28 protein-coding genes and 1 tRNA gene are annotated in these 25928 nt (G+C 71.8%); 21 read left to right on the forward strand and 8 right to left on the reverse strand.

The genetic code is table 11. From position 1 onward, the window contains the following. The first annotated feature begins 77 nt into the window (after nt 1-77). The 4 genes from OGL88_RS04260 (at nt 78) to OGL88_RS04275 (ending at nt 4477) form a co-directional block, all read left to right on the forward strand. Nucleotides 78-1067: an ATP-grasp domain-containing protein gene (locus OGL88_RS04260; protein WP_263089961.1), complete on the forward strand. Its 990-nt coding sequence runs from the start codon at nt 78-80 to the stop codon at nt 1065-1067. A gap of 108 nt (nt 1068-1175) precedes the next feature. Then, the gene (locus OGL88_RS04265; RefSeq protein ID WP_263089963.1) at nt 1176-2216 is read left to right on the forward strand and encodes an LLM class flavin-dependent oxidoreductase; all 1041 of its coding nucleotides are present in this window, start codon (nt 1176-1178) and stop codon (nt 2214-2216) included. Then, nucleotides 2216-3535: an O-acetylhomoserine aminocarboxypropyltransferase/cysteine synthase family protein gene (locus OGL88_RS04270; protein WP_263089964.1), complete on the forward strand. Its 1320-nt coding sequence runs from the start codon at nt 2216-2218 to the stop codon at nt 3533-3535. Before OGL88_RS04265 ends, OGL88_RS04270 begins: the two co-directional genes overlap by 1 nt. 9 nt (nt 3536-3544) lie before the next feature. Continuing rightward, nucleotides 3545-4477: a 4-(cytidine 5'-diphospho)-2-C-methyl-D-erythritol kinase gene (locus OGL88_RS04275; RefSeq protein WP_263089965.1), complete on the forward strand. Its 933-nt coding sequence runs from the start codon at nt 3545-3547 to the stop codon at nt 4475-4477. Between the two features lie 12 nt (nt 4478-4489). Here the strand turns inward: OGL88_RS04275 and OGL88_RS04280 are convergent, their stop codons facing one another. Continuing rightward, nucleotides 4490-6142: a glycosyltransferase family 39 protein gene (locus tag OGL88_RS04280; RefSeq protein WP_263089966.1), complete on the reverse strand. Its 1653-nt coding sequence runs from the start codon at nt 6140-6142 to the stop codon at nt 4490-4492. Nucleotides 6143-6237: 95 nt separating this feature from the next. Between OGL88_RS04280 and OGL88_RS04285 the strand changes: the two genes are divergently transcribed. The 6 genes from OGL88_RS04285 to OGL88_RS04310 are packed head-to-tail and all read left to right on the forward strand — an operon-like array spanning nt 6238 to nt 11508. Further along, nucleotides 6238-7293, forward strand: a complete 1056-nt coding sequence (locus OGL88_RS04285; protein ID WP_263089969.1) for a ThiF family adenylyltransferase — start codon at nt 6238-6240, stop codon at nt 7291-7293. 53 nt (nt 7294-7346) lie between these two features. Beyond that, on the forward strand, nt 7347-7763 hold the full coding sequence (locus OGL88_RS04290) for a TOBE domain-containing protein (RefSeq protein WP_263089972.1): 417 nt from the start codon (nt 7347-7349) through the stop codon (nt 7761-7763). Further along, a complete protein-coding gene (modA, locus tag OGL88_RS04295) occupies nt 7760-8569 on the forward strand; it encodes a molybdate ABC transporter substrate-binding protein (protein ID WP_263089973.1) in 810 nt (269 codons plus the stop codon). The genes OGL88_RS04290 and modA overlap by 4 nt, the downstream gene beginning before the upstream one ends. Before the next feature lie 3 nt (nt 8570-8572). Next, nucleotides 8573-9373 carry an ABC transporter permease gene (locus OGL88_RS04300; RefSeq protein ID WP_263089974.1) on the forward strand — a complete coding sequence of 267 codons (801 nt, stop codon included), beginning with the start codon at nt 8573-8575 and terminating at the stop codon, nt 9371-9373. After that, entirely contained in the window at nt 9370-10395 is a 1026-nt protein-coding gene (locus tag OGL88_RS04305) for an ABC transporter ATP-binding protein (protein WP_263089976.1), read from the forward strand. The genes OGL88_RS04300 and OGL88_RS04305 overlap by 4 nt, the downstream gene beginning before the upstream one ends. 12 nt (nt 10396-10407) lie before the next feature. Next, nucleotides 10408-11508, forward strand: coding sequence for a calcium:proton antiporter (locus tag OGL88_RS04310; protein ID WP_263089977.1), 1101 nt, complete (start codon nt 10408-10410; stop codon nt 11506-11508). Between the two features lie 156 nt (nt 11509-11664). Here the strand turns inward: OGL88_RS04310 and OGL88_RS04315 are convergent, their stop codons facing one another. The 3 genes from OGL88_RS04315 to OGL88_RS04325 are packed head-to-tail and all read right to left on the reverse strand — an operon-like array spanning nt 11665 to nt 14417. Then, a complete protein-coding gene (locus tag OGL88_RS04315; protein WP_263089978.1) occupies nt 11665-11904 on the reverse strand; it encodes a MoaD/ThiS family protein in 240 nt (79 codons plus the stop codon). A 3-nt stretch (nt 11905-11907) separates the two neighbouring features. Continuing rightward, nucleotides 11908-12972, reverse strand: coding sequence for a GTP 3',8-cyclase MoaA (gene moaA / locus OGL88_RS04320; RefSeq protein WP_263089979.1), 1065 nt, complete (start codon nt 12970-12972; stop codon nt 11908-11910). A 5-nt stretch (nt 12973-12977) separates the two neighbouring features. Continuing rightward, nucleotides 12978-14417 carry a glycosyltransferase family 87 protein gene (locus tag OGL88_RS04325; RefSeq protein ID WP_263089980.1) on the reverse strand — a complete coding sequence of 480 codons (1440 nt, stop codon included), beginning with the start codon at nt 14415-14417 and terminating at the stop codon, nt 12978-12980. A 21-nt stretch (nt 14418-14438) separates the two neighbouring features. Here OGL88_RS04325 and OGL88_RS04330 point away from each other — a divergent pair, with 21 nt between their 5' ends. The 4 genes from OGL88_RS04330 to pheA are packed head-to-tail and all read left to right on the forward strand — an operon-like array spanning nt 14439 to nt 17851. Beyond that, entirely contained in the window at nt 14439-15821 is a 1383-nt protein-coding gene (locus tag OGL88_RS04330; protein ID WP_263089981.1) for a molybdopterin-dependent oxidoreductase, read from the forward strand. After that, on the forward strand, nt 15818-16267 hold the full coding sequence (locus OGL88_RS04335; RefSeq protein WP_263089982.1) for a hypothetical protein: 450 nt from the start codon (nt 15818-15820) through the stop codon (nt 16265-16267). The genes OGL88_RS04330 and OGL88_RS04335 overlap by 4 nt, the downstream gene beginning before the upstream one ends. A 28-nt stretch (nt 16268-16295) precedes the next feature. Continuing rightward, nucleotides 16296-16841, forward strand: a complete 546-nt coding sequence (locus tag OGL88_RS04340) for a MarR family winged helix-turn-helix transcriptional regulator (RefSeq protein WP_263089984.1) — start codon at nt 16296-16298, stop codon at nt 16839-16841. A 53-nt stretch (nt 16842-16894) separates the two neighbouring features. Beyond that, a complete protein-coding gene (gene pheA, locus OGL88_RS04345; protein ID WP_123338582.1) occupies nt 16895-17851 on the forward strand; it encodes a prephenate dehydratase in 957 nt (318 codons plus the stop codon). Between the two features lie 140 nt (nt 17852-17991). Here pheA and OGL88_RS04350 read toward each other — a convergent pair whose 3' ends face one another. Further along, the gene (locus OGL88_RS04350) at nt 17992-19068 is read right to left on the reverse strand and encodes a diacylglycerol/lipid kinase family protein (RefSeq protein ID WP_263089987.1); all 1077 of its coding nucleotides are present in this window, start codon (nt 19066-19068) and stop codon (nt 17992-17994) included. A 72-nt stretch (nt 19069-19140) separates the two neighbouring features. On the opposite strand from OGL88_RS04350, the gene serS reads away from it, so the two are divergent. The 5 genes from serS to OGL88_RS04375 all read left to right on the forward strand — a co-directional run bounded on the left by serS (nt 19141) and on the right by OGL88_RS04375 (nt 22541). Continuing rightward, a complete protein-coding gene (gene serS / locus OGL88_RS04355) occupies nt 19141-20403 on the forward strand; it encodes a serine--tRNA ligase (RefSeq protein ID WP_123938376.1) in 1263 nt (420 codons plus the stop codon). Then, a complete protein-coding gene (locus OGL88_RS04360; protein WP_263089988.1) occupies nt 20400-21263 on the forward strand; it encodes an HAD-IIB family hydrolase in 864 nt (287 codons plus the stop codon). The genes serS and OGL88_RS04360 overlap by 4 nt, the downstream gene beginning before the upstream one ends. 88 nt (nt 21264-21351) lie before the next feature. Next, nucleotides 21352-21439, forward strand: a tRNA-Ser gene (locus OGL88_RS04365). Next, nucleotides 21439-21981 carry a GNAT family N-acetyltransferase gene (locus OGL88_RS04370; RefSeq protein WP_263089990.1) on the forward strand — a complete coding sequence of 181 codons (543 nt, stop codon included), beginning with the start codon at nt 21439-21441 and terminating at the stop codon, nt 21979-21981. Before OGL88_RS04365 ends, OGL88_RS04370 begins: the two co-directional genes overlap by 1 nt. Then, nucleotides 21978-22541, forward strand: coding sequence for a GrpB family protein (locus OGL88_RS04375; RefSeq protein WP_263089991.1), 564 nt, complete (start codon nt 21978-21980; stop codon nt 22539-22541). Before OGL88_RS04370 ends, OGL88_RS04375 begins: the two co-directional genes overlap by 4 nt. A 10-nt stretch (nt 22542-22551) precedes the next feature. Here OGL88_RS04375 and OGL88_RS04380 read toward each other — a convergent pair whose 3' ends face one another. Beyond that, the gene (locus tag OGL88_RS04380; RefSeq protein ID WP_263089994.1) at nt 22552-22953 is read right to left on the reverse strand and encodes a hypothetical protein; all 402 of its coding nucleotides are present in this window, start codon (nt 22951-22953) and stop codon (nt 22552-22554) included. A gap of 113 nt (nt 22954-23066) precedes the next feature. After that, nucleotides 23067-23762, reverse strand: coding sequence for an SDR family oxidoreductase (locus OGL88_RS04385; protein ID WP_263089996.1), 696 nt, complete (start codon nt 23760-23762; stop codon nt 23067-23069). Nucleotides 23763-23847: 85 nt separating this feature from the next. On the opposite strand from OGL88_RS04385, the gene OGL88_RS04390 reads away from it, so the two are divergent. Together OGL88_RS04390 and OGL88_RS04395 are read left to right on the forward strand one after the other, a co-directional pair. After that, nucleotides 23848-24309 (forward strand): winged helix-turn-helix transcriptional regulator, encoded by a 462-nt coding sequence (locus OGL88_RS04390; RefSeq protein ID WP_263089998.1) that lies wholly within the window; start codon nt 23848-23850, stop codon nt 24307-24309. 89 nt (nt 24310-24398) lie between these two features. After that, nucleotides 24399-24833 (forward strand): hypothetical protein, encoded by a 435-nt coding sequence (locus OGL88_RS04395; protein ID WP_263089999.1) that lies wholly within the window; start codon nt 24399-24401, stop codon nt 24831-24833. 57 nt (nt 24834-24890) lie between these two features. On the opposite strand, the gene OGL88_RS04400 is transcribed toward OGL88_RS04395, so the two are convergent. Further along, nucleotides 24891-25904, reverse strand: coding sequence for a LacI family DNA-binding transcriptional regulator (locus OGL88_RS04400; protein ID WP_263090000.1), 1014 nt, complete (start codon nt 25902-25904; stop codon nt 24891-24893). Nucleotides 25905-25928: the final 24 nt, after the last annotated feature.

Here is a 25928-nt window from a genome sequence, read left to right on the forward strand (position 1 = left end):
CTCCCGACCCCACCACACGAAGCAACCGCGCGTCACACACTTGGCCGCGTGCGGTGTACCGTGCCTAGGGTGGGCGGGTGAGCACTCCCCGCGTGTACGTCATCCACGAGAACCCCGAGTGGTTCCCGCCGCTCGCCGCAGCCTTCGAGGCCGAGGGCGTCCCGGTGCAGGAGATCCTGCTGACCGAGGGACAGATCGACCTCGGTGCCGAGCCGGAGCCCGGTGTGTACTGGTCCCGCATGTCGGCGTCGAGCCACACCCGCGGCCACGAGCACAGCAAGGAGTACACCCGCGCGGTCCTCGGCTGGCTCGAACGAGCGGGTCGCCAGGTCGTCGGCGGCAGCCACGTGCTCGAGCTCGAGGTCTCCAAGGTGGCCCAGCACGGGCTGCTGCAGGACGCCGGGTTCGACGTGCCCCGCACCACCGCCGTGTTCGGCACGAGGACGCTCAAGCAGGCGGCACGGGACTTCACGAACGGCCAGGACGTCCCGTTCATCACGAAGCACAACCAGGGCGGCAAGGGCCTGGGCGTCCGCCGGTTCGACTCGCTCGCCGAGTTCGACGCCTACGTCGACTCCCCGGAGTTCGAGGCGCCGGTCGACGGCATCACGCTGCTGCAGGAGTTCCTGACGGCCCGTGAGCCCTTCATCACCCGCGTCGAGTTCGTCGGCGGCGAGTTCGTGTACGCCGTCCGCGTCGACACGAGCGCCGGCAGCTTCGAGCTGTGCCCGGCCGACGCGTGCGAGGTCCCCCAGATGATCGCTGGAGCAGTCTGTGACGTGCCGGGAGCCGAACAGCCGAGCGCGTTCAGCGTCCGGACCGAGGTCACCGCTGAGCACCCGCTCGTCCAGCAGCTCCGCACGTTCCTCGCCGACCAGCGCATCACGATCGCGGGCGTCGAGTTCATGGAGACCACCGACGGCCGCACGGTCGTCTACGACATCAACACGAACACGAACTACAACCCCGCCGTCGAGGAGTCCGCGCCGGCCTCCGGCCCGCGTTCCATCGCGCGCTACCTCGGTGGCCTGCTGGAGACGCAGTACGCGGCGCAACTCACGGCCTGAGCACGCAAGAACCACCGGACTGGAGGCCCGTGGCGGGCCCGCCCCGCGCCTCCAGTCCGTTCCGCGCCCCTTCCCGGGCACTCCCCACCTCCCCAAGGAACCCACCCCGTGCGATTCGGATACTGGACCCCGCTCTTCGGCGGCTGGCTGCGCAACGTCGAGAACGAGCACATGCCGGTCACCTTCGACTACGTGAAGCGCCTGGCGCAGCGCGCCGAGCGCATCGGCTTCGACCTGACGCTGGTGCCGGAGCTCAACCTCAACGACATCAAGGGCACGGCGGCGCCGTCGCTCGAGGCCTGGTCGCTCGCGGCGGCGATCGCGGCGACGACCGAGCGGCTCGAGATCATGGCGGCCATGCGCCCCGGGTACCACCTGCCCGCGGTGACGGCGAAGCAGGCGGCGACCATCGACGACATCTCGTGCGGCCGCTTCACGTTCAACGTCGTGAGCGCGTGGTGGGCGGAGGAGGCCAAGCAGTACGGCGGCATCTTCTCGGAGCACGACGACCGGTACAAGCGCACCGCGGAGTTCGTCGAGGTCATGAAGGGGATGTGGCGGGAGACCCCGTACTCGTTCTCGGGCGAGTACTACGACATCCAGAACGCCCACCTCGAGCCGAAGCCGCGCGTCACCCCGCGCATCTACGCCGGCGGCGAGAGCGAGGCCGGCAAGGCGGCGATCACCGGGTACGCCGACGCGTACGTCACCCACGGCGGCACGGTCGAGGAGCTCCGGACGAAGATCGCCGAGATGAAACAGCGCCGGGTCGACGCTGGGCTGCCGCCGTTCGAGGCGTTCGGCATGGCCGCGTACGTGATCGTCCGCGAGACCGAGGAAGAGGCGCAGGCCGAGCTGGCGCGCATCACCGACGTGCAGCACGGCAACGCGTACGAGTCGTACCAGGACTTCATCTCGAAGTCGCAGCTCGAGCACGTGCCCTCGCTCGAGGACTACTCGGTGTCGAACCGCGGCCTGCGCCCCGGGTTCGTCGGCACGCCGGCGCAGGTCGCTGCCCGGATCAAGGAGTTCGAGGACGCCGGGGTGGACACGCTGCTGCTGCAGTTCTCGCCGCAGCTCGAGGAGATGGACCGCTTCGGCGAACAGGTCATCCCGCTCGTCCGCCCGTCCGTCGGGGCGCAGTCCTGATGGGGGCCGCGGAGACCAGCGCCGAGGACGGCTGGGCGTTCGAGACCCGGCAGATCCGTGCGGGCTTCAAGGCCGACCCGGGGTTCGGTGGCAACGTCCCGCCGATCGCCCAGACCGCGGCCTTCGTCTACCCGTCCGGTGAGGACGCGGCGGACCGCTTCATGCTCAACGCCCCGGGGCACACGTACTCGCGCGTGAACAACCCGTCGGCGGCCGCGCTCGAGCGGCGCATCGCGGACCTCGAGGGCGGCGTCGGCGCCCTCGCGCTGGCGTCCGGGCAGGCGGCCACCTCGTTGGCCGTCCTCGGCGTCGCCCGGGCCGGCGACCACGTCGTGTCGAGTGCCTCGCTGTACGGCGCGACGTACACGCTGTTCGCATCGACGCTGCACGACCTCGGCATCGCGTTCACCTTCGTGCAGGACCCCACGGACCTGGACGAGTGGGCGGCCGCGGTGCGTCCGGAGACGAAGGCGTTCTTCGGGGAGTCGATCCCGAACCCGCGCGGTGACGTCCTGGACTTCGCGGGGGTGGCCGGGGTCGCGCACGACGCCGGCGTCCCGCTCATCGTCGACAACACCATCGCGACGCCGTACCTGGTCCGGCCGATCGAGCACGGCGCGGACATCGTCGTGCACTCGGCGACGAAGTACCTGGCCGGTCACGGCAGCGCCATCGCCGGGCTCATCGTCGACAGCGGCAACTTCGACTGGGCGGCCCACGCCGACCGGTTCCCGCAGCTCGCGACCACCGAGCAGTCCGGGTTCGCGAACACGGACTTCGCGTCGAAGTTCGGGCGGCGAGCATTCATCCAGCGCACTCGGTCGAAGCTCTCCGCCGACCTCGGTCCGGCGATCGCGCCGTTCAACGCCTTCCTGGTCTTGCAGGGCATCCAGACGCTGTCCCTTCGTATGGACCGGCACGTGTCGAACGCGGCCGCCGTCGCGTCGTGGCTGGACGCGCACGACGAGGTGCTCGGCGTGCACTACGCGGGGCTGCCGTCGTCGCCGTGGCACCACCTGCAACAGCGCTACGTGCCGAAGGGGCCGTCGGCGGTCCTGGCGTTCGACCTGGACGGCGGGGTCGAGGCCGGACGGCGGTTCGTGGCCGCCCTCGAGCTGTTCGACCACGTGTCGAACATCGGTGACGTCCGGTCGCTCGTCGTGCACCCGGCGTCGACGACCCACGTGCAGATGACGTCGTCGGAGCGCGCCGCTGCAGGTGTGGGCGACGGGCTCATCCGGCTGTCGATCGGCCTCGAGCACATCGACGACGTCCTCGCCGACCTGGCGCGGGGCTTCGCGGCAGCCGCAGCGGGATAGGTTGGGGGCATGACCACGTTGGCCGCCCCGACCCGCGTGCGGACGCGCGCCCCCGGCAAGATCAACGTGTTCCTGTCCGTCGGTGCGCTGCAGGACGACGGCTACCACGACGTGGCGACCGCGTACCAGGCCGTGTCGCTGTACGAGGACGTCACGGCCGAGCACGCCGACGACTTCTCGGTGACGTTCACCGGTCCGATCGACACGTCGAACGTGCCGGTCGACGAGTCGAACCTGGCGATCCGTGCGGCCCGGCTCGTGGCCGACGCCGCGGGGCACCGGGGCGGGGTCCGGTTGACGATCGACAAGCAGGTGCCGGTGGCCGGCGGCATGGGTGGGGGCTCGGCGGACGCCGCGGCCACGCTGCTCGCCGTGGACACGCTCTGGGGCACCGCCCTCGGGCGCGAAGAACTGCTCCGTCTCGCCGCACAGCTCGGCGCGGACGTGCCGTTCGCCTTCGCCGGGGGCACGGCCGTGGGCACCGGGCGCGGCGACGAACTGAGCCCCGCGCTGGCGAAGGGCGAGTTCCACTGGGTCCTCGCGTTGAGCGACGACGGCCTGTCGACCCCGGCGGTCTACCGTGCGCTCGACGAGCACCGGGAGCGCTACCGCGCCGACATCGCACCGGCGCCGTCCCACCCCGTGGTGGAGTCGAACGTGCTGCAGGCGCTGCGCGCCGGCGACCCCGACCTGCTCGCCGACTGCGTCCACAACGACCTGCAGGCCCCGGCCATGCGGCTGCAGCCCGGTCTCGCGTCGACCCTCGAAGTCGGCGAGAAGGCCGGAGCGCTCGCGGGTCTGGTGTCGGGCAGCGGTCCGACGGTGGCGTTCCTCGTCGGCGACCGCGACGCCGCGCTCGAACTGCAGGTCGAACTCAGCGCCGCCGGGCTGGTCGCGCTCCGTGCCACCGGTCCGGTGCACGGCGCCCGCCTCGTGCACTGACCGTCCTGACGGTCAGCGGCTGTACTTCCAGAGGATGACCGTGTCCTCGTGCCACCAGCGCACGACGTGGAACCCCTGGGCCTTCAGCGTCTCGGACACCTGCGGGCGGATGTTCCGCGACGTGGCACCGACGAACCACACGGTGTCGATGTCGTCCAGGCGAGCGGGCACCGTCGTGGCGATGTCGCCGTTCGTGTTCCAGAGCTGGCCGCGTTCGGCTCCCGTGCTCGTGACGGCGAGGTCCCGCATGCCGGTGAAGGCCTCGGGGTAGGCGTCGGCGATGACCTGCGCGGTCGTGGTGGGGTGCCCGTACACGCTGCCGTAGATGACGCCTTCGTCGGAGTCGGTCGCCCAGTTGCGCTCGCGCTCGATCACGGCCGCGGCGTTCGCCCAGTGCGAGGACTGCTTGGCGTGCGGCAGTCGCACGATCGTCGACGTCGGAACGGACACCAGGACCATGGCGACGACGGCCATCGCGATCCAGCGTCGCGGGCGGATGGCCGTGATCGCCAGTCCGATCAGGAGCGCCACGAACGGCAGGCTGATGCTCGCGTACTTGGGGGAGTACAGGTGCTCGCCGGCGGCGGTCGCGGCGACCAGCAGTGCGGTGGGCAGGATCGTCAAGGGCACGGCGACCCGGACGGCCTGCATGCGGAGCAGGTCGCGGGCTGCCGGCGACGGGCGTCGGGCCGCGCGCACCGTCAGCACGACGGCGACGATCATGAGCACCCAGCCGAGGGTCGCGTACGGGTAGACGACGCCGAACCAGGCCGTCGCGAACACCTGCCGCAGGGTGGCCCACCCGATGCCGGTGATCCAGCCGACCTGCTTGGCCTGACCGGCCGCGAGCCCGATGAACGGCAGGACGACCACGGCTGCGGCCGCGGCGGCGACGGCCCAGCGGACGACGACGGCGCGGTCCACCATCGCCGAGGGCACGGCGCCACGGCGGTCGGTCACCGAGGCCTGACGGCGGGCCGCCCGGTCGGCGACGCCGGTCCAGGCGAGCACGACGCCGTGCGCCACGACGGCGAGGGACAGGTAGACGTTGAACACCACGGCCACGGCCGCCAGTACGCCGTAGACGACCCACCACCGCGTCGCGTGGTGCCGCACCCGGGTCCGACGGACCGCGGTCAGGCCGACGAGCGTGAGCAGCGCGGCGAAGGTGGTGACGGTCGCGTACGGGCGGCCCTCGGTGCCGGCCCAGGCGACGCGGGGCAGCAGCAGGAAGACCAGACCGGAGACGACCCCCAACCGGACGCCACCGAGCCGCCGGCCGAGCGCCACCACGAGCGCGGCGGCGACCCCGATCGCCAGGGCACTGGGGAAGCGGAGGGTGAACGGGGAGTAACCGACCAGCGCGAGCCAGACGTGCATGAGCGCGTAGTACAGGCCGTGCACCGCGTCGACGTTCTGCAGCTCCGCCCAGAGCGCGGGCCAGCTGCGCTGCGCGCTCGTCAGGGTGGCGGCTTCGTCGTACCAGACCGACGGCACCCACGTGAAGGCCGCGGCGACGACCACACCGACCGCACCGATGGTGACCTCCGGCGCACGCACCAGCGCCCGCACGGTCGACAGGGCGAGCGCCCGGAGCCGTGCGCGCGTCGACGCGTCCGACGTCGTGCGTCGGACCGTGACCGTGCCGGTGCGGGGAGAACTCACGCCCGCGACCGTACCGAGCGGCACTGAGCATCCGCCGCGTCCACCCGCTGAACATTCACATGCAGGGATTCGGCACGACCGGCCAGAATGACGGGATGGACCCCCTCGTCGCCCCCGTCGCAGCGCTCTCCCCGTGGCGGACCCGGCTCGGCTCGCGGACCGCTGCCCTGTCCGACGTCGGCGCCGTCGGGCTCCGGCGCCTGGCCGCTTCACGCGTCCTGGTGGTCGGCGCCGGCGGGCTCGGGGCTCCCGTGGTCGCGTACCTCGCCGGGGTCGGACGGCTCACGATCGTCGACCCCGACGTGGTCGACGCGTCGAACCTCGCGCGTCAGACGCTATTCACCGCGGCCGACGTCGGATCGTCGAAGGCCGAGGTCGCCGTGGCCCGTGCCCGCGCCGTCGACCCGGAACTCGACGCCGTCGCCGTGGTCGGGTCCTTCGAGCCGGAGCTCGTCGCCGGACACGACGTGGTCGTCGACGCGGCGGACTCCGTCCTGGTCACCCGGGCGGTGTCGGACGCGTGCGCCGACGCCGGCGTGCCGTTCGTCTGGGGCACCGTGCTCGGTCACGACGGCCAGGTCAGCGTCTTCCGCGACGCCGGGCCGGACGGCGTCGACTTCCACGACCTGCACCCCGAGGCCCTGCCGGACGAGGGCTCCTGCGCCCTCGACGGCGTCGTCCCGGCACTGTGCGGTGCCGTCGGAGCGGTGATGGCCGGACAGGTACTGGCCCTGGTCACCGGCACCGGCGAACCGCTGCTCGGACGCGTCCTGACCGTCGATGCACGCCGCTGGCGGTGGAGCGAGAGCACCGTCCGGCGCGGGCCGGCATCACGCCGTCCCGTCGCGGTCGATCCGTCCCGGACCGAGCGCATCGCCCCGTCCGCACTCGCCGCGCGCCTGGCCGACCCCGCGGATCCGGTCGTCGTCGTCGACGTGCGCACCGACGCCGAACGGGCGGACGGCGTGGTCGCCGGAGCCGTCACCGACGACACCGACGCGGCGGACGTGGTCGTCTACTGCGCCCGTGGTCCGCGTGCGGACGCGTGGGCTGCCGCCCAACCGGCCTGGAGGCACGTGACGGTCCTCGACGGCGGGTTCGAGGCCTGGCGCCGCGAAGGGTTGCCCGTGGCGATCGGGCGCATGTCCTGATCCGACACGGATCCGGTCCAGAGCGCCGCTTCCGCGGCTAGGATCGTCGCATCATGACGCAACTGCGGATACGCGACGCTGCCGCCTTCCTCGGGGTCAGTGACGACACCGTGCGCCGCCTCGTCGACGGGGGCACCTTCAGCCGGGCCACCGACGACGCCGGTCGCGCCGTCGTCGACGGTCGGCAGGTGGCCGAGTACGCCCGGGCGCGGAGCACCGAGCTGGCCGCCCCGGACACCGGTGTGAAGAGTTCGGCACGGAACCGCTTCGTCGGCATCGTCACCGACCTGGTCGTCGACACCGTGATGGCGCAGGTCGAACTGCAGTGCGGCCCGCACCGCGTGGTCTCGCTCATGAGCGCCGAGGCGGTGCGCGACCTCGGGCTCGAGGTCGGGTCCGTCGCCGTGGCGTCCGTCAAGGCCACGATGGTCACCGTCGAGGCGCCCACCCACCAGGAGGACCCCCGATGACCAGTCGTCCCCGCTCGCTGCTCGTGCCCCTCGCCGTCGTCGCGGCGCTCGGCCTGGCGTCGTGTTCCACCGCCGATGCTCCGGCCGGGTCGTCGTCGCCGTCGTCGTCGTCAAGCGCGGACGCAGACGTGTCGGGCTCGATCACCGTCTTCGCCGCCGCGTCGCTCCAGAAGACCTTCACCACGCTCGGCAAGGACTTCGAGCTCGCGCACCCCGGCGCCTCGATCGAGTTCTCGTTCGCGGGCTCGAGCGACCTCGTCACCCAGATCCAGAACGGCGCCCCCGCCGACGTGTTCGCGTCCGCCGACGAGGCGAACATGGCGAAGCTGTCCGCGACCGACCTGGCGAGCGGGTCACCGGAGGACTTCGCGACGAACGTCCTCGAGATCGCCGTCGCGCCGGGCAACCCGAAGGGCATCACGAGCCTCGACGACCTGACCGGCTCCGACGTCCAGCTCGTCACGTGCGCGGCCCCGGTGCCGTGCGGTGCCGCGACGGCGAAGGTCGAGTCCGCCTCGGGCGTCGACCTGCAGCCCGTCAGCGAGGAGCAGTCCGTCACCGACGTGCTCGGCAAGGTCGAGTCCGGTCAGGCCGACGCCGGGCTGGTCTACGTGACCGACGTGCAGGGTGCCGACGGCAAGGTCGACGGTGTCCCGTTCGACGAGTCGAGCAAGGCCGTCAACACGTACCCGATCGGCGTGCTCAAGGCGTCCGAGGACCCGGAGCTCGCGCAGGCGTTCTCCGACTACGTCCGGTCCGCCACCGGCCAGAAGGTGCTCACCGCCGCCGGGTTCGGGAAGCCGTGACCCGTGGCCTCGCGGGCTGACGGACGGCCACCGGTCGCCTGGTGGCTCCCGCTGCCCGCGGTGCTGGGCGGCCTGTTCGTCGTCGTCCCCGTGCTCGCGATGCTCGGTCGGGTCGACTGGTCGTCGTTCGTCGCCCTCGTCACCTCGACGGCGTCGCTCACGGCCCTCGGGCTCAGCCTGGGCACCGCGCTGACCGCCACGGCCGTCGCGTTCGGGCTCGGGTACCCGCTCGCCGTGCTGTTCGCCCGGTCCCGGTCACGGTGGGTGGGCGTCGCCCGCGCCGTCGTGCTGCTGCCGCTCGTGCTGCCGCCCGTGGTCGGCGGGCTCGCGCTGCTGGCGGCGTTCGGTCGCCTCGGGGTGGTCGGGGCGTTCCTCGACGACCACGGGCTGCACATCGCGTTCACCACCACGGCGGTCGTCATCGCGCAGACGTTCGTCGCCATGCCGTTCCTGGTCTCCTCGATCGAGGGCGCGCTCCGCGTCGAGGGGGACCGGTACGAGCGGGTCGCCGCCACCCTCGGCGCCGGTCCCACCCGCACGTTCCTCACCGTCACGACCCCGAGGGTCCTGCCCGGCATCGTCTCCGGCCTGGTGCTCTGCTTCGCGCGAGCGCTCGGGGAGTTCGGCGCGACCCTGACGTTCGCGGGCAGCCTGCAGGGGGTCACCCGGACCCTGCCGCTGGAGATCTACCTGCAGCGCGAGGTCGATCCGGACACCGCCGTGGCACTGGCGGTCGTGCTCGTCGTGGTCGCCGTCGTGGTCATCGGCGCCTCGTCGCTCCGGACCCGGGGCGTGGCAGCGTGACCGGGGTCACCGCGCGGATCGTCGTCGAGCGACGAGGGGTCGACGTCGCCCTCGAGGTCGCGACGGGGGAGTGCGTGGCCGTCATCGGGCCGAACGGCGCGGGCAAGTCCACCGTGGTCGAGGCCCTCGCCGGCCTGCTGCCGATCGACGCCGGACAGGTGGCCCTCGGCGGCACCGTCGTGTCGGACCAGCGGCGGACCGTCCCCGCCCACCGCCGCCGCATCGGACTCGTCGCCCAGCGACCCGACCTGTTCCCGTTCCTCGACGTGATCGGCAACGTGGCGTTCGGCCCGCGGGCCGCCGGCGTCCGACGATCAGCGGCCCGTGCCCGCGCGCTCCGTGCCCTGGCGGACGTCGGCATCGACGACCTGGCGGGACGGAGCCCCGACGCGCTGTCCGGCGGCCAGGCACAACGCGTCGCCATCGCCCGGGCGCTCGCCACCGACCCGGCGGTCCTGCTGCTCGACGAACCGACGTCGGCGCTCGACGTCGCCGCACGCGACGAGGTCCGTGCCGCCCTCCGGACCGCGATCGGCGGGCGCCCGAGCGTCCTGGTCACGCACGACCCGGTCGAGGTCGTCGCCCTGGCCGACCGGGTCGTCGTCGTCGAGCACGGTCGGGTCGTCGAGGACGGCACCCCAGCGGCCGTGCTCGGACGGCCCACGAGTGCCTTCGCGGCGGCGTTCTCCGGACTCGCGCTGGTGCACGGGACCGCCACCGCGGGTGGGATCGCGACCGACGGCGGGGGCGAGCTGGCGTCGGGGACGCACGCCGTGCCTCCCGGTCGGCCCGCCCTGGGCGCCTTCCACCCGACGGCCGCGGTGCTCACGCGGGACGGCTCCGGACCGGAGCGCACCGTCACGTCGCTCGAACCGCGCGATGGTCTGGTGCGGGTGCGCGCCGGTGACCTGGTCGCCGACCTGACCCTGTCGCGCGTCACGGCACTCGGGATCGGACCCGGCGACGCCGTCCGCGTGGACGTCCCGGCGTCGGAACTGGCGGTGTACGCGCCGCGCGGTTGAGACAATGGGCGGATGACCTCCTGGTTCCCCAAGGCGTGGCCCGTGGCCATCCCGATCCTGGCGGCCGTCGTGCTCGCGTTCTCGTACGGCCGCTACGGACTCGGCACCGTGGTCGTGGCGATCGTCGCGGTCGTGCTCGCCGCCACCGTGCTCGCGGCGGTGCACCACGCCGAGGTCGTCGCGCACCGGGTCGGGGAACCCTTCGGCTCACTCGTGCTCGCCGTCGCGGTCACGATCATCGAGGTCGCGCTGATCATCTCGTTGTCGAGCTCCGGTGGTGCCCAGGCCGAGACCCTGGCGCGTGACACGGTGTTCTCGGCCGTGATGATCACGATGAACGGGTTGGTCGGCCTCGCGATCCTGATCGGGACGCTCCGGCACAACACCGTCCGGTTCAACCAGGAGGGCGCGAGTGCCGCGACGATGACCGTGGCCGCGCTCGCCGTCCTGACCCTGGTGCTGCCGACGTTCACCACCGGCACCGACGACGCGTCCTTCACCGGGACGCAGCTCGTCTTCGTCGCGGTGGCGTCGATCGTGCTCTACGGGCTGTTCGTCGTGACGCAGACCGTGGCCCACCGCGACTTCTTCCTGCCGGTCAACCGCTCCGGCGGCGTGCTCACGGAGTCCGAGGACGCCCACGCCGCCCGGCCGACCGGACGCGCGACGATGACCTCGCTCGCTCTGCTCGTCGTCGCGCTCGTCGCCGTCGTCGGGCTCGCCAAGGTCGAGTCGCCGGCGATCGAGGCCGGTGTCGCCGCGGTCGGGTTCCCGCCGTCGTTCGTCGGCGTCGTGATCGCCCTGCTCATCCTGCTGCCCGAGGGCATCGCGGCGTCGAAGGCCGCCGCCCGCAACCGGATCCAGACGAGCCTGAACCTGGCCATGGGGTCGGCGATGGCGTCGATCGGTCTGACGATCCCCTCCATCGCGGTGGCGTCGCTGTTCATGCCGGGCACGCTGCTGCTCGGGCTCGGGCCGAGTCAGATCGTGCTGCTCGCGTTGACGATCGTCGCGGCGGTGCTCACCGTGCTGCCGGGTCGGGCGACGCGACTGCAGGGCGGGGTGCACCTGGTGATCTTCGCCGCGTTCATCGTGCTGTCCGTCTCGCCGTAGGGGCGGCGGCGGCCGGGCGGCGGCCGGGCGACCGGGCGGCGGCGGCCGGGCGGCGTACCTGGCCGGATCGGGCGTACCTGGTCGGAAGTTCTGCCCCGGTACGCCCGGAAACACCAGGCATCGCGGGCGTTCTGGGAAAGAACGAGCGGGGGCCGCTCAGCCGCCGGCGAACGGGGGCATGACGTCGACGACTCCGACTCCGGACAGTTCGGTGCTGCGGTCGCGGGTCGTCACGCCGTCGACCAGGTACGAGCACCGCTCCAGCAGCGCACTCCAGCGCGATGGGTCGGTGGCGGTGACCTCGCGCAGCGCCTCGTCGAGAGTGCCGGCCGCGGTGGTGAGCGTGTCCGCACCGACCGCCGCCCGGGCAGCGGCGAAGAACCGGATCGTGGTCATGTCTCAGCCGCCGATCGCGCTCATGCCGCGCGTCGGGTGCACGAGCTCGTCGCTGTCGTCGCCGTGGTCGCGCGGCTTCGCCCACATCGCCCGGCGCCACAGCTCGGTCACCTCGTCGTCGGAGACCCCGGCGCGCATCGGCCCGAGGACGTCGGTCTCCGCGTCGGAGAACAGGCAGCTCCGGACGTTGCCGTCGGCGGTCAACCGGGTGCGGGTGCAATCGGCGCAGAAGGACTCGGTGATGCTCGCGATGATCCCGACGGTGCCGAGCAGCACGCCGATGCCCGACGCAGCGGCGTGGTCGCGTGCGTGCACCCGGTACCGCTCGGCCGGGGCGCCGTCACGCGGGGCCTCGTCCGGCGTCAGCACGAACGACGACGCCAGCATCGCCCGGGTCTCGGCAGCGGTCACCATCTCGGTGCGGTCCCAGGCGTGGTCGGGGTCGAGCGGCATCTGCTCGATGAACCGCAGCTCGTAGCCCCGGTCGAGGCACCAGCGCAGCAACTCCGGCGCGGCCTCGTCGTTGATCCCGCGCAGCAGCACCGCGTTGACCTTGATGTCGAGGCCGGCGTCGTGGGCGGCGGACAGCCCGGCGATGACCTTGTCGAGGAACGGGCGGCGGGTCACGGTGGTGAACACGTCCGGGTCGACGGTGTCGAGCGACACGTTCACGCGCCGCAGCCCGGCGTCGTACAGGGCCTGGGCGCGGTGGGCGAGACCGATGGCGTTCGTGGTGAGCGACAGTTCCGGGGCGTCGGGCAGCGCGGCGCACCGGGCGATCACGTCGACCAGGTCGTGCCGGAGCATCGGCTCGCCACCGGTGAAGCGCACCTTGCGCACGCCGAAGCGCGACGCCCCGATCCGGACCAGCCGCTCGATCTCGGCGGCGGTCATCAGGGCGTCGTCGGGGGCGAAGGGCAGCCCGGCGGCCGGCATGCAGTAGGTGCAGCGCAGGTTGCACCGTTCGGTCAGCGACACCCGCAGGTCGATCGCACGACGCCCGAAGCGGTCGACGAGCCCGGCGGACGCCGGGTCCACGGTCGTGCCGAGCAGGGTCGCGGGTGCCATGCGGCTCAGCGTACGTGTTCGACGCGCCGGAACGACAGCCGTTCCCACCAGCGTCGCCAGTCCGACCGGCTCGTGCGCAGGAGCGTCACCACCACGATGACGGCCACGGCGGCGAGCAGCCACCACCGGTAGGCGTCCGTCGACGGCCACACCCCGCGCAGCGCGATGGCGAGCCCGATCGACAGCCACTCCCACCGCCCGGACAGCACCACGAACGGGATGAGCAGCAGCGCGTACCAGGGGTAGCGCGGGGTCACGGCGAGGAAGGTGACGCCGATCATCAGGACCTCGCCGGACCACGGCCGCGACGGGTCGGACAGTCGCCACGCGACGAAGGCGGCGAGCAGCACGGCGAGCCCGACCACCACCGTTGCGGCGTCGCCACGGAAGACCATCGACACCAGAGCGAAGCGCGAGCCGTCCTCGTAGCCCTCCTCGCTCAGGTACCCGGGCAGGTACCCGAGCACGTCGAGCCCGGTCGTGAGCACGTAGGGCACGTAGAGCAGCCCGAACACGGCGATCCCGACCGGGATCGCCCACCAGGAACGCCACCGGCCGAGCAACGGCGGGTACACGATCGCGGGGATGAGCTTCGTGGCCGTGGCCGCTCCGAGCGCGATCCCGCCCCAGATCGGTCGGCCGAACGCGACGAGCACGGCACCCGCGGTCGCGAGCGCCGCGCCGAGGGCATCGACGTGCGAGTTCGTCACGGCCTCGGACGCCACGAGCGGCGACCAGGCCCAGAGCGCGGCCCACCACGTCGGGCGACCGGTCTTCCGCAGCACCACGACGAGGGCGACGGTGACGAGGAGCGACAGCAGCAGCCCCGCGACCTGGAACGGCATGTACTGCGCGGTCGCCGGCACGAAGGCGCGGACCGCGGCGAACCAGAGCTGCGCCATCGGCGGGTAGATCGTCGTCACGTCGGGGCGGTTGATCGGGGTGCAGTGGCCGTCCGCACCGTCGCCGAGGCCACGGAACCGGGGCTTGAGGTCGTCGCACGTGCCGTTCACCTTGTCCGGGAACAGCCAGTCGGGCCGCAGCCCGGAGAGTGCCGTGGACTGGGGTGTGTGCGCGTACGGTGAGACTCCGGCATGCTGGACGATGCCGTCCCACGCGTACCGCGCCGAGTCGGTGCTCGTGCTCGGGGGGCCGGCCAACGCCGCGAGACCGACCACCACTGCCCCGACCACGACCACGGCGGTCGTCGACCGGGCGGGCACGAACCGCAGCGCGAGCACGGCGATCACGAACACCGTCCAAGCGATCAGCGTCCACGCAACGAATGACGAACGAGTGTCGGATCGGAGGAACCCCAGATGCGTGACGCCGAAGGCGATGACGCCCGCGAGGGCGAGTACTCCGACGACCGCTCCCACGAGGGCGAGGCGGGCACCGGGGCCGACGGCGGAGGACGGTCGGACGGCACGCAGTCGGTCGCTCATGGTCCGTCGAGGCTAGCGGGCGTGCGGCACCTGCTGTTCGAGGCGCGGGCCGCACTGGCCTCGCCGAACCGGAACGCGCGCTCCGCGGTGGTGCTCGGACGACTGCTCGGCATCGCCTTCGTGGTCTGCTTCGGCACCGGCATCTACAGTCACCTGCTGCAGGAGCCCCTCGGCTGGATGCGGTTCCCGACCCGGCCGACGCAGCTCTACCAGTTCACACAGGGCCTGCACATCACCACCGGCATCGCGATCATCCCGCTGCTGCTGGCCAAGCTCAACACCGTCATGCCCGCGCTGGTGCAGGTCCCGCCGGTGCGCGGCGTGCTCCACCTGTTCGAGCGACTGTCGATCGCCGTGCTCGTGTCGGCGTCGATCATCCAGGTCACGACCGGCCTGCTCAACACGTACCAGTGGTACCCGTGGCCGTTCCCGTTCCGCCAGGTCCACAACGCGATGGCGTACGTGATCATCGGGTCGCTCGTCATCCACATCGCGTCGAAGCTGCCGGTGATCGCCCGCTACTGGCGGAAGCGCGACTCCTACGACGAGCAGGGCCGGTTCATCGCGGACCCCGCGTCCGGCAGTGAGCTGCTCCCACCCGTCCGGGAGGCCCGGGGTGCGTCCGCCCCGCCGGCTGCGGTCGCCGAGACGGCCGGCTCCACGGCCCCCGGCCTGCTCGGCCGCGTGTTCCGCTGGATCGACGGCGTCGACGCGGTCGACGCAGCCCCCGACCAACCGACGGCCGACGTGCCGGAGCCGACCCGGGCCTCCCGGTCGGTCGACGATCGCGCACAGGGCCGACGCCAGCGGATCGCACGACGCGGGTTCTTCGGCGGCGTGACGGCCGCGGTCGTCGGCGTCGTCGCCCTGACGGCGGGGCAGTCCTCGAAGCTCGCCGAACCGTTCAACGTGTTCGGCGCGCGCCAGCGCGGTCTCGGCGCCAACGGCCTGCCGGTCAACCGCACCGCCCGCGCGGCCGGGGTGCTCGCCAGCGCGACCGCCGCGGACTGGACGCTGACGGTCGTCGGACCCGACGTGACACGGACCTTCGTGCGCGCGGAACTCGTCGCGCTCGGCACCACCGAGGTCGACCTGCCGATCTCGTGCGTCGAGGGGTGGAGCCAGATGGGCAGCTGGAAGGGCGTGCGGATGCGTGACCTGCTCGGCGCCGTGCAGGCCGAACCCGGATCGCACGTGCGCGTCACGAGCCTGGAACGGCACGGCGGCTACCGGATCATGGACATGGGGCCGGAGTACGCCGAGGACCCGACCACCCTGGTCGCGCTCGAGCTGAACGGTTCGACGCTCGACCTGGACCACGGGTTCCCGGCGCGGATCATCGCCCCGGGGCGACCGGGCGTGCTGCAGACCAAGTGGATCGAGAAGATCGAGGTGCTGCGGTGAAGGCCGCACGGATCGTGCTCGTCGTGCTCGGCGTGCTGGTGATCGCGTTCGGCGCCTACGTCCTGGTGACGTCCGTGTCCCCGAAGCGCATCGGCGGGCTGGCCGCCTGGCTGCTCGGCGCGGTGATCCTGCACGACGCGATCCTGTCGCCGTTCGTCGTCGGCGCCGGACTGCTCCTGCGTCGCGCGGGACGGTCGCTCCGGGCGTGGGTGCTCGTCGTGGTGCAGACGGTGATCGTGCTCGGCAGCGTGCTGGCCCTCGTGGTGCTGCCCGAGATCGCGGCGAAGCGGCACGGGCAGAAGAACCCCACGATCCTGCCGTTCGACTACGGCACGCGGTTGCTGATCGTCGAGGGCGTGCTGCTGCTCGTGGTGGTGGCGGTGCTCGTCGTCGGGGTGGTGCGGGCGCGGCGGTCTGTCGCGCGCGGCTCGCAGACCACTGGTTAAAGCGACAACCTTTCGGTAGGATGCCGACATGACCGACGAGACCCCGTGGCTCACCCGCGAGCAGCTGCGCGCGTGGATGAAGCTCGTGGCCGTCATGGAGCTGCTGCCGGCGGCGCTCGACCAGCAGCTCCAGCGTGACGCGGACCTGACGCACTTCGACTACATGGTCATCGCGATGCTCTCCGAGACCGACGGCCGCACGCTGCGGATGTCGGCCCTGGCCTCGGCCACGAACGCCTCGCTGCCCCGGCTGTCGCACGTGGTGTCCCGGCTCGAGAAGCGCGGGCTCGTGACGCGCTGCCCGTCGACCTCGGACCGCCGGGCGACCGACGTCCGGCTCACCGACGCCGGGTACGCCACCATCGTCGAGGCCGCTCCGGACCACGTCCGCACCGCACGCCATGTCGTGATCGACGCCCTGAGCGACGAGCAGGTCGTCCAGCTCGACGGCATCGCGGCCGCACTGCTGACGCGGCTCGACCCCGAGGGGCGGTTCGCTGCCCTGACGTACCCGCGGGACGACGACGACACCGCGATCTGCGAGCAGCGGCTGACCGGCGCCAGCACCGACTGAACGGCGCTGTGCGCCCGGCGCTGCAGGCTCGGTCGTTGCAATAGGCTCGGCCCATGACCGACCCCGCCGCGCCGTCCGACACGTACTCCTACCTCGGACCCGCCGGCACCTTCACCGAGGCGGCCCTGAAGCTCGTCGAGGCCGCGGCAGGCAAGCCGTGGCGGAGCGTCAACAACGTCGGTGAAGCCCTCGACGACGTCATGTCCGGCCGGTCGGTCGGTGCGGTCATCGCGATCGAGAACAGCGTCGACGGTGGCGTCAGCGCGACGCAGGACGCCCTCGCCCGGATCCCCGGGGTGCGGATCGTGGGGGAGTACCTGGTCCCGGTCGACTTCGTGCTCGTCGCGCGCCCCGGCACCGTGCTCGCCGACGTCCGCACCGTGAACGCCCACCCGGTGGCGTACGCGCAGACCCACAACTGGCTCGAGGCGAACCTGCCCGGCCACGGTCACATCCCGGCGTCGTCCAACGTCGCCGCCGCGCTCGCCCTGCTCGAGGCGAACCCCACCGCCGACGCCGCCGTCGCACCGCCCGGCATCACCGACCACCACGACGTCGTCGTGCTGGCGTCGTCGATCGGCGACAACGCCTCGGCCGTCACCCGCTTCGTGCTCGTGTCGAAGACGCTGGCGCTGCCCGAGCCGACCGGTGCCGACAAGACGAGCGTCATCGTCGAGCTGCCCGCCGACCACCCCGGCGCCCTGGTCGACATGCTCGAGCAGTTCGCGACCCGCGGCATCAACATGGGGCTGTTGTCGTCGCGGCCGATCGGTGACGAGCTCGGCCGCTACCGGTTCGTCATCGACCTGGACGGGCACGTGCAGGACGAGCGCGTGGCCGACGCCCTGCTCGGCCTGCGTCGGTTCAGCCCGCGCGTGACGTTCCTCGGGTCGTACCCGCGAGCCGACGGCGCGCAGCCCGAGGTGCCGGCGCGCTACTCGGACGCCGCGTTCGTCGAGGCCCGGGACTGGCTGCGTGCCATCGTGTCCGGCGAGCCCGACGCGGGCTGACGGTTGCTGATCGGCCGGCGCTGCCTGTCGGCCGCTGCTGCCCGCTGCTGCCGCTCGGTGCGAGGTTGATCACTCCGTGCGCCCGAACAACCTCGCACCGAGTGAGCAACCGCGCACCGGCCGCACCGCCCGCGCACCGCTCAGCGCTTGCGGCCGCGCACCCGGCTCGGCCGCGGCTCCACCGTCGGCACCTTGACCGTCAGCGAACCGGGGTCGATCCGCGCGCGGAACGCCGTGATCTCGCCCACCGGGTCCCCGTCGATCTCGAACTCGTCGGGCTTCTCGAGCCGCAGCGTGAACTCCTCGCCGCGCATGTAGCGCAGCGGACGTTCCTGCTTCGCCGCCGTCGTGATGCGTCGACCGATCAGGGTGTCGGACAGTGCTGAGCGACGGAACCAGCGCAGGATGCCGTTCTCCCAGAACACTCGGGCACCGATCCGGACCCAGCCGAAGAACCCGCGGGGTCGCATCACGACGATGTCGAACACGCCGTCGTCGATCTCGGCGTCGGGCAAGAGCATCGCATTGGCCTGCAGCATGCCGCAGTTGCCGACGATTACCGAGTGCGCGCGCACCGAACCGTTGCGGGCCGACTCGTCGAGCCGGTACTTGAACTCGAAGCCGTCGGTGTCCCGCACGGAACGCAGCAACGAGTCGAGGTAGGCGAGCCACCCGACGCGCTTCTTCAGCTCGGGGCGGGTGTTCGCGATCATCCGGGCGTCGAGCCCGAGGCCCGCCATCACGACGAAGCCGAACTGCTCGCGGTCCCCGTCCGGCCGCTCGATGCCGATCAGGCCGAAGTCGATCGACCGGTCGTGGCCGGAGAAGATCGTGTGCGCGCTGCTCGCCAGGTCGTCGAGGGGGAGCTTCATGTTGCGGGCGAGCAGGTTGCCCGTGCCGCTCGGCAGCAGTGCGAGCGCGGCACCGGAGCCGTGCACGACCTCGGCGACGGCGCGCACGGTGCCGTCACCACCCGCGGCGGCGATGACGTCCGCCCCGGCGTCGAGTGCTGCGCGTGCCATGCCTCCGCCCGGGTCCTCCTCGGTGGTCTCGAACCACAGGGTCTCGGACCAGCCGGCCTCCTGCTGGTGCTGCTCGACTGTGGCCTTGAGGGTGGGCAGGTGGACCTTGACCGGGTTGTAGACCACGGCTGCCGTCCGGTGCTCGGTGGGGAGGGCGTCCTGGTCCGCGGGCGCGGTCTCCGAAGGGGTCGACATGCGACCAACGGTACCGACCGGACGCTGCGAGCGGCGGGTTCCTCCCCATGTCCTCGCCTCTAGGATGGAGCGGTGATCGATCCCCAGCTGCTTCGTGACAACCCGGACGTCATCAAGGCCTCGCAGGAGTCCCGCCGTGCATCCGTCGCCGTGGTCGACGAGGCCGTCGCCGCCGACGCCGCCCGACGCAGCGCGATCACCGCGTTCGAGTCGCTCCGCGCCGAGCAGAACGCCTTCGGCAAGACCGTCGCCAAGGCCCCGAAGGACGAGAAGGCCGCGCTCGTGCAGCAGGCCCAGGCGCTCTCGGCTCGGGTGAAGGAAGCCCAGGCGACCGTCACCGCGGCCGAGGAGACCTTCAACTCCGTCGTGCGCGCCATCCCGAACGTCGTGCTGCCCGGCGTCCCCGCCGGTGGTGAAGAGGACTTCGTCACCCTCCGCACCGTCGGTACCAAGCCCGAGTTCGACTTCGAGCCGAAGGACCACGCCGACCTCGGTGAGCACCTCGGCATCATCGACATCCCGCGCGGCGTGAAGGTCTCCGGGTCGCGCTTCTACTTCCTGCGCGGTCTCGGCGCGCGGCTCGAGATCGCGCTCATGTCGCTCGGACTCGACCGCGCCATCGCCGCCGGGTTCGAACCGCTCATCACCCCGACGCTCGTCCGCCCCGAGACGATGGCGGGCACCGGCTTCCTCGGTGAGCACGCGGCCGAGGTCTACCGGCTCGAGGCCGACGACCTGTACCTGACCGGCACGAGCGAGGTCGCGCTCGCCGGCTTCCACGCGGACGAGATCCTCGACATCGAGAACACCGCGCACCGCTACGCCGGCTGGTCGACCTGCTACCGGCGCGAAGCCGGCTCGGCGGGCAAGGACAACCGCGGCATCCTGCGCGTGCACCAGTTCAACAAGCTCGAGATGTTCGCCTACGTCCACCCGGACCAGGCCGAGGCCGAGCACGAGAAGCTCGTGTCGTACCAGGAGCAGATGCTGCAGGACCTCGGGCTGCACTACCGCGTGATCGACGTCGCCGCGGGTGACCTCGGCACGAGCGCGGCGAAGAAGTACGACATCGAGGCCTGGGTCCCGACGCAGGGCACCTTCCGCGAGCTCACTTCGACGTCGAACTGCACGACGTTCCAGGCTCGTCGCCTTGACATCCGGTACCGCACCGAGAGCGGCAAGACCGCCCCGGTCGCCACCCTGAACGGCACCCTCGCGACCACCCGCTGGATCGTCGCGATCCTCGAGACCCACCAGCAGGCCGACGGCTCCGTCGTCGTGCCCGAGGTGCTGCGCCCCTACCTCGGTGGCGTCGAGGTGATCGAACCCCGATGAGCGCGCAGGGGCGGTTCGTGGACGGTGCGGCGCAGGGCGCGGGCGCCGGTGCTCCCGCCCGCACGAAGCGGTGGCTGGTGGCGCTCGACATCGACGGCACCACCATGCGCGAGGACGGCGTCATCACCGAGTCGGTGGTCGCCGCCGTGCGCGATGCCGAGGCCGCCGGGCACGAGGTCATGCTCTCCACGGGCCGCAGCGAGGGCATGACGGTACCGCTGCTCGAGACCCTCGGCATCGAGCCGAAGTACCTCGTCTGCGCCAACGGCGCGCTGACCCTGGCCCGTCGTCCGGACGGGTCCTACGAGCGCATCCACGTCGAGCACTTCGACCCGAGCGACGTGCTGCAGACCATCCGCGGTGCCCTGGAGAACGCGGCCTTCGGCGTCGAGGACGAGACCGGCCACTTCCGGTTGTCCGAGAACTTCCCCGCCGACACCATGACCAACGCCGGCGAGCTGGTGCCGTTCGAGCAGCTGCTCACGGTCGAGGCCACCCGCGTCGTCGTGATCTCGCCGGAGCACGGGCTCGAGGAGTTCCTGCAGATCGTCGAGGACATGGGCCTGCACAAGGTCTCGTACACCGTCGGCTGGACCGCGTGGCTCGACATCGCACCCGAGGGCGTGACGAAGGCCACCGCCATGGAACGCGTGCGCGAGTGGCTCGACATCCCCCGGTCGCGCGTCTTCGCCGCGGGAGACGGTCGCAACGACATCGACATGCTCCGGTGGGCCTCGACATCAGGCCGTGGCGTCGTGATGGGCCAGGCGCCCGACGACGTCGTCGACGCCGGCAACGAACTCACCGGTGGGGTGTCCGACGACGGCTTGGCAGCGGCGCTCGACTCCCTGCCGCGCTGACCCCGGCATGCGCTGACGCGCACGGCGGACGGGAGGCCCGTTAGACTTCCCGGGACGCGGTCACGTCTCGCCACGTGGTCGCGTCACTGGAGGGTTGTCCGAGCGGCCGATGGAGCCTGTCTTGAAAACAGGTGGGCAGAGATGTCTCGTGGGTTCGAATCCCACACCCTCCGCCATGGACACCCGGTTGCGCCTGCTCCGCGTCGACGACGCGGCGACGCTCGCCGCCGTCATCACCGCGAGCGCCGAGCACCTGCGCCCGTGGGAGCCGTCCCGGGCACCGGCGTACTTCACCGAGCAGGGGCAGCACGACGTGATCGTGCAGTCGCTCGCTGCGGAGCGCGCCGGCACCGCGGTCCCGTTCGTGATCGAGTCGACCGACGGTGAACTCCTCGGGCGCATCACGCTGAGCGGCACCACCCGCGGAGCCCTGCAGTCGTGTGCGATGGGGTACTGGATCCGCGCCGACCGGCTGCGCCAGGGCCACGCTTCCCGCGCCGTCGCCGCTGCTGCTGCCCACGCGTTCGACGTCCTCCGACTCCACCGCGTCCAGGCGGAGACCCTTCCGGAGAACGTGGGGTCGCAGCGTGCCCTCGAGTCCGCGGGGTTCAAGCGCTACGGGTTCGCGCCGGAGTACATCACGATCGACGGAGCCTGGCGCGACCACGTCATGTTCCAGCTCCTCGCACCACCGCCTGCCACGCGGCGCACTCGATGATCGAGGTCGTCGAGTACCAGCCGTCGTGGCCCGAGCGGTTCGCGGTGTTGCGGGACGCGTACGTCGCGGCTCTCGACGCCGCCCATGCGCCCTACCGCAGCATCGAACACGTCGGCAGTACCTCGGTACCCGGCCTGGCAGCGAAGCCCGTCATCGACGTGGACATCGTGGTCGATCCCGAAGAAGTCGCGGCGGCGGTCGCAGCGCTGGCCATGATCGGCTTCGAGCCACGGGGAGACCTCGGTGTCCCCGACCGGCAGGCCTTCCGGACACCCGAGCGCTTCGCCCCGAGCAACACCTACGTCGCCACCGCCGGTTCGCTCTCGCTCCGGAACCACCTCGCCGTCCGCGACGTGCTGCGCGCCGACCAGGCCCTGCGCGACGAGTACGCCGCCGTGAAGCGCCGGGCGGCCGCCGAGGCCGAGGACATCGACGGCTACATCGAGCGGAAGAGCGGCGTGCTCAGCCGCGTCCTGGCTGCCGCAGGCATCTCCGTCGAGGAGCGCGCCGCGATCACCGAAGTGAACCGCGACATCACCGACAGAGGCGCCCGCGGCTGAGCCGTGGCGCTCACGGCGCGAACGCGGGCGGGTACGGCATCAGGAGGTGGCCCTCGGTGAGCGGCATCAGCGCCGCCATCCCGACGAGGGAGCCCGTGAGCAGTGCGACCGCGGCGAACCACCACGCCGACCGACGGTCGCGACGGGCGCGTCGGGCGGTGAGCAGGAGCAACCCGAAGCCGATCGCGTGCGCCAGCACCACGACGGGGAGACCGAGTGACAGGGCGCCCTCGTTCGGGTGAGCGTAGTCGTCAGCCGAACGCCGGTTGTCGACGTCCGACGCGAGGTACAGCCAGAGCCACGTGGCGTAGCCCGCGACCGTCCCGAGCGCCGCCGTCACCCAGAAGGCCGTAGCGCGCCCGCGGGATGTCCACCCGCCGCGCTGCCGAGCAGACGCTTCCCCCGCCGTCATCGGGCCAGGGTACCTGCAGGGCGCGAGAAGTCGCCTGCGGTGACTGACGGTCCTGGTTCGCGCATCCCGGTGTTCGCGAACCAGAGCCGTCACCGCCCCGACGAGAACGAGCCTCAGGCGCTGGCGAGCGCCGGGTACAGCGCCGTCAGCGGCGCACTGAGCCCGGCGCGGACGTCACGGCTGACCTGGTCGGCCAGCACCTCGTGCTCACCGGCCTCGACGGCGTCCCAGATGAGCCGGACGATGTCGGCCGGGTCGGACTTCTCGACGTCGAGCCCCGCCGTCATGCCGGTGTCGGTGTAGCCGAGGTGTGCGCCGACAACCTGGGTGCCCTGGGGTGCGAGCTCGAGGCGGAGCGAGTTCGTGATGGACCAGAACGCCGCCTTCGACGCCGAGTACGCGCCGGCCAGGGCGACCCAGCTCAGGGCCGAGTGCACGTCGACCAGTGCGCCGCCGCCGATCGAGGGGGCGAAGGCCTTGGCGACACGGAGCGCGCCGAAGACGTTCGTCGCGAAGATGCGCTCGACCTCCGCGACCGAGGTGTCGACGAGCGGGTCGGCGCCGGCGATCCCGGCGTTGTTCACGACGATCGTGGTGTCGGCTGCGGCGCGGGCTGCGGCGTCGACGCTCTCCTGGCTGGTGACGTCGAGAGCGAGCGGCACGATGCGCTGGTCGTCCCAGGTGCGCGGGGTGCGGGCGGTCGCGTAGACCTTGGCGGCGCCGCGGTCCAGGGCCTGCTGGACGAACTCGGCGCCGAGGCCGCCGTTCGCTCCGGTGACGAGGACGATGGCGTTGGTGAGGTCGGTCATGAGGGGCTCCAGACGAGAGAAGTTGAGTACGGAAACCGAACCTAGCACGTTGTGTCCAGAAATCGAACCCAGCTAGGATGAACGCATGCTCGGCATCCTCGGCGGCGACGAGCGCTGCCCCATCGCACGGTCCCTCGACGTCCTCGGCGAGAAGTGGACGCTCATGATCGTGCGCGACGCCCTCGCCGGTTCCACGCGCTTCAGTCAGTTCCAGCAGAGCCTCGGCGTCCCGCGCGAGGTCCTCACTGCACGACTGGCCTCCCTCGTCGACGGGGGAGTGCTCGAGCGCACGACCTACAAGCCGGAGGGCGCCCGGGCGCGCGAGGAGTACGTGCTCACCGACGCCGGCCGCGACCTCTCGCTGGTGCTGCTGGCACTCGGCGGCTGGGCCGACCGGTACCGGCCGTCCGAGCTGACGTCGGACCTGCGCTTCGTCGACACCGATTCCGGCGAGCCGGTCGAAGCGGTCGCGGTGACGCAGGAGTCCCAGCAACGTGTGCCGCTCCAGCGGCTCACCGCCGTCATGGAGCGTGCGTCCGACACGTGACGCGGTCGTGTGCGGTGCCGATAGCGATCGATGTGGGACAACGAGACCGAACCGACACCGTGCCCGAGCAGGATCGATGGAAGCACTTCATGCCGAAGCGGACCAACGGGCGCGTGCCGACCGAGGTGGACGTGACTGCGTACTTACGCGCAGCGAAGGACGCGGATCTGCGGCAGAAGGTCCTCGGGGAACTGCGAGATCGATCGCAGCTCGGTCCAGGCATGTTCTTGCAGCTGCTCGGAGCGGGGACCGCGATGTTCGCCATCTTGGCGACGACCGCATCATCGGTCATCTCATCGATCGCGGCGTCGGATTCCGATGCCGCTTTCGGGTTCAGCCTCGTGTTCTACGTCGTGATCGTCACCGCGACGGTGATCTTCTTCGTCGTCTGTTTCCTCAGCGCCATTGTTCGGCAGCTGAAGTCACGGGTCGCTGCCGTTTGGCTGGCCGCTTACGAGGAGGCGGAACGCCGGCCGTGGTGGAAGCGATCACGAGGCAGCATGTGGGTGAACACGGCCAGCTGACGGACGGGAGGCCCGTGGCGGCCCCGCCCCGCGCCTCCCGTCCGTCTGGTGGGTGCGTCAGCGACGCACGTCGCACCCGCAACTCGCGCCGAGGACCAACTCGGCGGGCACCAGGTCGCGGTGCCACTGGTTGTCCGCGTCGAGCCCGAGTACGCGGTCGACGGCGGCGGTCGCCATCGTCTCGATCGGCTGCCGGACCGTCGTGAGCTGCGGGTTCGTGTAGTCCGCTTCGGCACCGCCGTCGAACGACACGATCGCCACGTCCTCCGGCGCGCGCAGGCCGAGCTCCCACAGTGCCCGCAGCACGCCGACGGCCTGCATGTCCGAGCTGACGAAGACGGCGCGGGGTCCCGTGCCGTCCGCGAACATGCGGAGGCCGGCCTCGTACCCGCCCCGCCGGGTGAAGTCGCAGCGCACGATCGGGCCGTCCGGTAGCCCGGCGTCGCGCAGGGCCCGCATCCAGCCCTGTTCGCGGAGCTCCATCGAGCCGGCGTGCCCCATCACCAGGCCGATCGACCCGTAGCCGTGCTCGACCAGGTGCCGGGTGCCGTCGTGGGCGCCGCGCAGGGCGTCGACGCCGATGCTCGCGTAGTCGGGGACCTCGAAGAAGGTGTTGAGCAGGACGAGCGGGATGCCCGGGTCGGAGACGTTGGACAGGTCCGGGTGGGTCATGATGCTCGTCAGGATGATGCCGTCGACCTGCCGTGCCGACAGACTGCGGAGCCGCTCGCGTTCCTGGGTGCCGTCACCGTCGCTGTTGGCGAGCAGGACGTCGTAGCCGCGGGCGGCCGCGGCGTGGGTGACCTCGACGGCGAGCTCCGACCAGAACGGGTTGTCGAGCTCGGGCACGATGAGCCCGAGCATCTTCGACGATCCGGTGCGCAGTGCCTGGGCACTGGCGTTCGGGCGGTACCCGAGGACCCGGATGGCGTCACGGACCCGGGCGGCGGTCGCGGCCGCGACGGGGCGGGGGCCGTCGTGCACGACGTAGCTGACGACCGAGGTGCTCACGCCGGCGTACCGGGCGACGTCGGCGCGGGTGACCGCCCTCGGGGTCGTCGGGACGGTCACGGGTGCCACCTTCGTCGGGTCGGA

Source organism: Curtobacterium sp. RIT-PI-V (genome assembly GCF_025642935.1).
In the GTDB taxonomy this organism is placed as follows: domain Bacteria; phylum Actinomycetota; class Actinomycetes; order Actinomycetales; family Microbacteriaceae; genus Curtobacterium.

Excerpts from the sequence above, each read along its gene's own strand:
- OGL88_RS04270 (WP_263089964.1), top strand. The coding sequence starts at position 2,216 with ATGGGGGCCGCGGAGACCAGCGCCGAGGACGGCTGGGCGTTCGAGACC.
- OGL88_RS04275 (WP_263089965.1), top strand. The coding sequence starts at position 3,545 with ATGACCACGTTGGCCGCCCCGACCCGCGTGCGGACGCGCGCCCCCGGC.
- OGL88_RS04285 (WP_263089969.1), top strand. The coding sequence starts at position 6,238 with ATGGACCCCCTCGTCGCCCCCGTCGCAGCGCTCTCCCCGTGGCGGACC.
- OGL88_RS04290 (WP_263089972.1), top strand. The coding sequence starts at position 7,347 with ATGACGCAACTGCGGATACGCGACGCTGCCGCCTTCCTCGGGGTCAGT.
- modA (WP_263089973.1), top strand. The coding sequence starts at position 7,760 with ATGACCAGTCGTCCCCGCTCGCTGCTCGTGCCCCTCGCCGTCGTCGCG.
- OGL88_RS04310 (WP_263089977.1), top strand. The coding sequence starts at position 10,408 with ATGACCTCCTGGTTCCCCAAGGCGTGGCCCGTGGCCATCCCGATCCTG.
- OGL88_RS04315 (WP_263089978.1), bottom strand. The coding sequence starts at position 11,904 with ATGACCACGATCCGGTTCTTCGCCGCTGCCCGGGCGGCGGTCGGTGCG.
- moaA (WP_263089979.1), bottom strand. The coding sequence starts at position 12,972 with ATGGCACCCGCGACCCTGCTCGGCACGACCGTGGACCCGGCGTCCGCC.
- OGL88_RS04325 (WP_263089980.1), bottom strand. The coding sequence starts at position 14,417 with ATGAGCGACCGACTGCGTGCCGTCCGACCGTCCTCCGCCGTCGGCCCC.
- OGL88_RS04340 (WP_263089984.1), top strand. The coding sequence starts at position 16,296 with ATGACCGACGAGACCCCGTGGCTCACCCGCGAGCAGCTGCGCGCGTGG.
- pheA (WP_123338582.1), top strand. The coding sequence starts at position 16,895 with ATGACCGACCCCGCCGCGCCGTCCGACACGTACTCCTACCTCGGACCC.
- OGL88_RS04350 (WP_263089987.1), bottom strand. The coding sequence starts at position 19,068 with ATGTCGACCCCTTCGGAGACCGCGCCCGCGGACCAGGACGCCCTCCCC.
- OGL88_RS04360 (WP_263089988.1), top strand. The coding sequence starts at position 20,400 with ATGAGCGCGCAGGGGCGGTTCGTGGACGGTGCGGCGCAGGGCGCGGGC.
- OGL88_RS04370 (WP_263089990.1), top strand. The coding sequence starts at position 21,439 with ATGGACACCCGGTTGCGCCTGCTCCGCGTCGACGACGCGGCGACGCTC.
- OGL88_RS04375 (WP_263089991.1), top strand. The coding sequence starts at position 21,978 with ATGATCGAGGTCGTCGAGTACCAGCCGTCGTGGCCCGAGCGGTTCGCG.
- OGL88_RS04380 (WP_263089994.1), bottom strand. The coding sequence starts at position 22,953 with ATGACGGCGGGGGAAGCGTCTGCTCGGCAGCGCGGCGGGTGGACATCC.
- OGL88_RS04385 (WP_263089996.1), bottom strand. The coding sequence starts at position 23,762 with ATGACCGACCTCACCAACGCCATCGTCCTCGTCACCGGAGCGAACGGC.
- OGL88_RS04390 (WP_263089998.1), top strand. The coding sequence starts at position 23,848 with ATGCTCGGCATCCTCGGCGGCGACGAGCGCTGCCCCATCGCACGGTCC.
- OGL88_RS04395 (WP_263089999.1), top strand. The coding sequence starts at position 24,399 with ATGCCGAAGCGGACCAACGGGCGCGTGCCGACCGAGGTGGACGTGACT.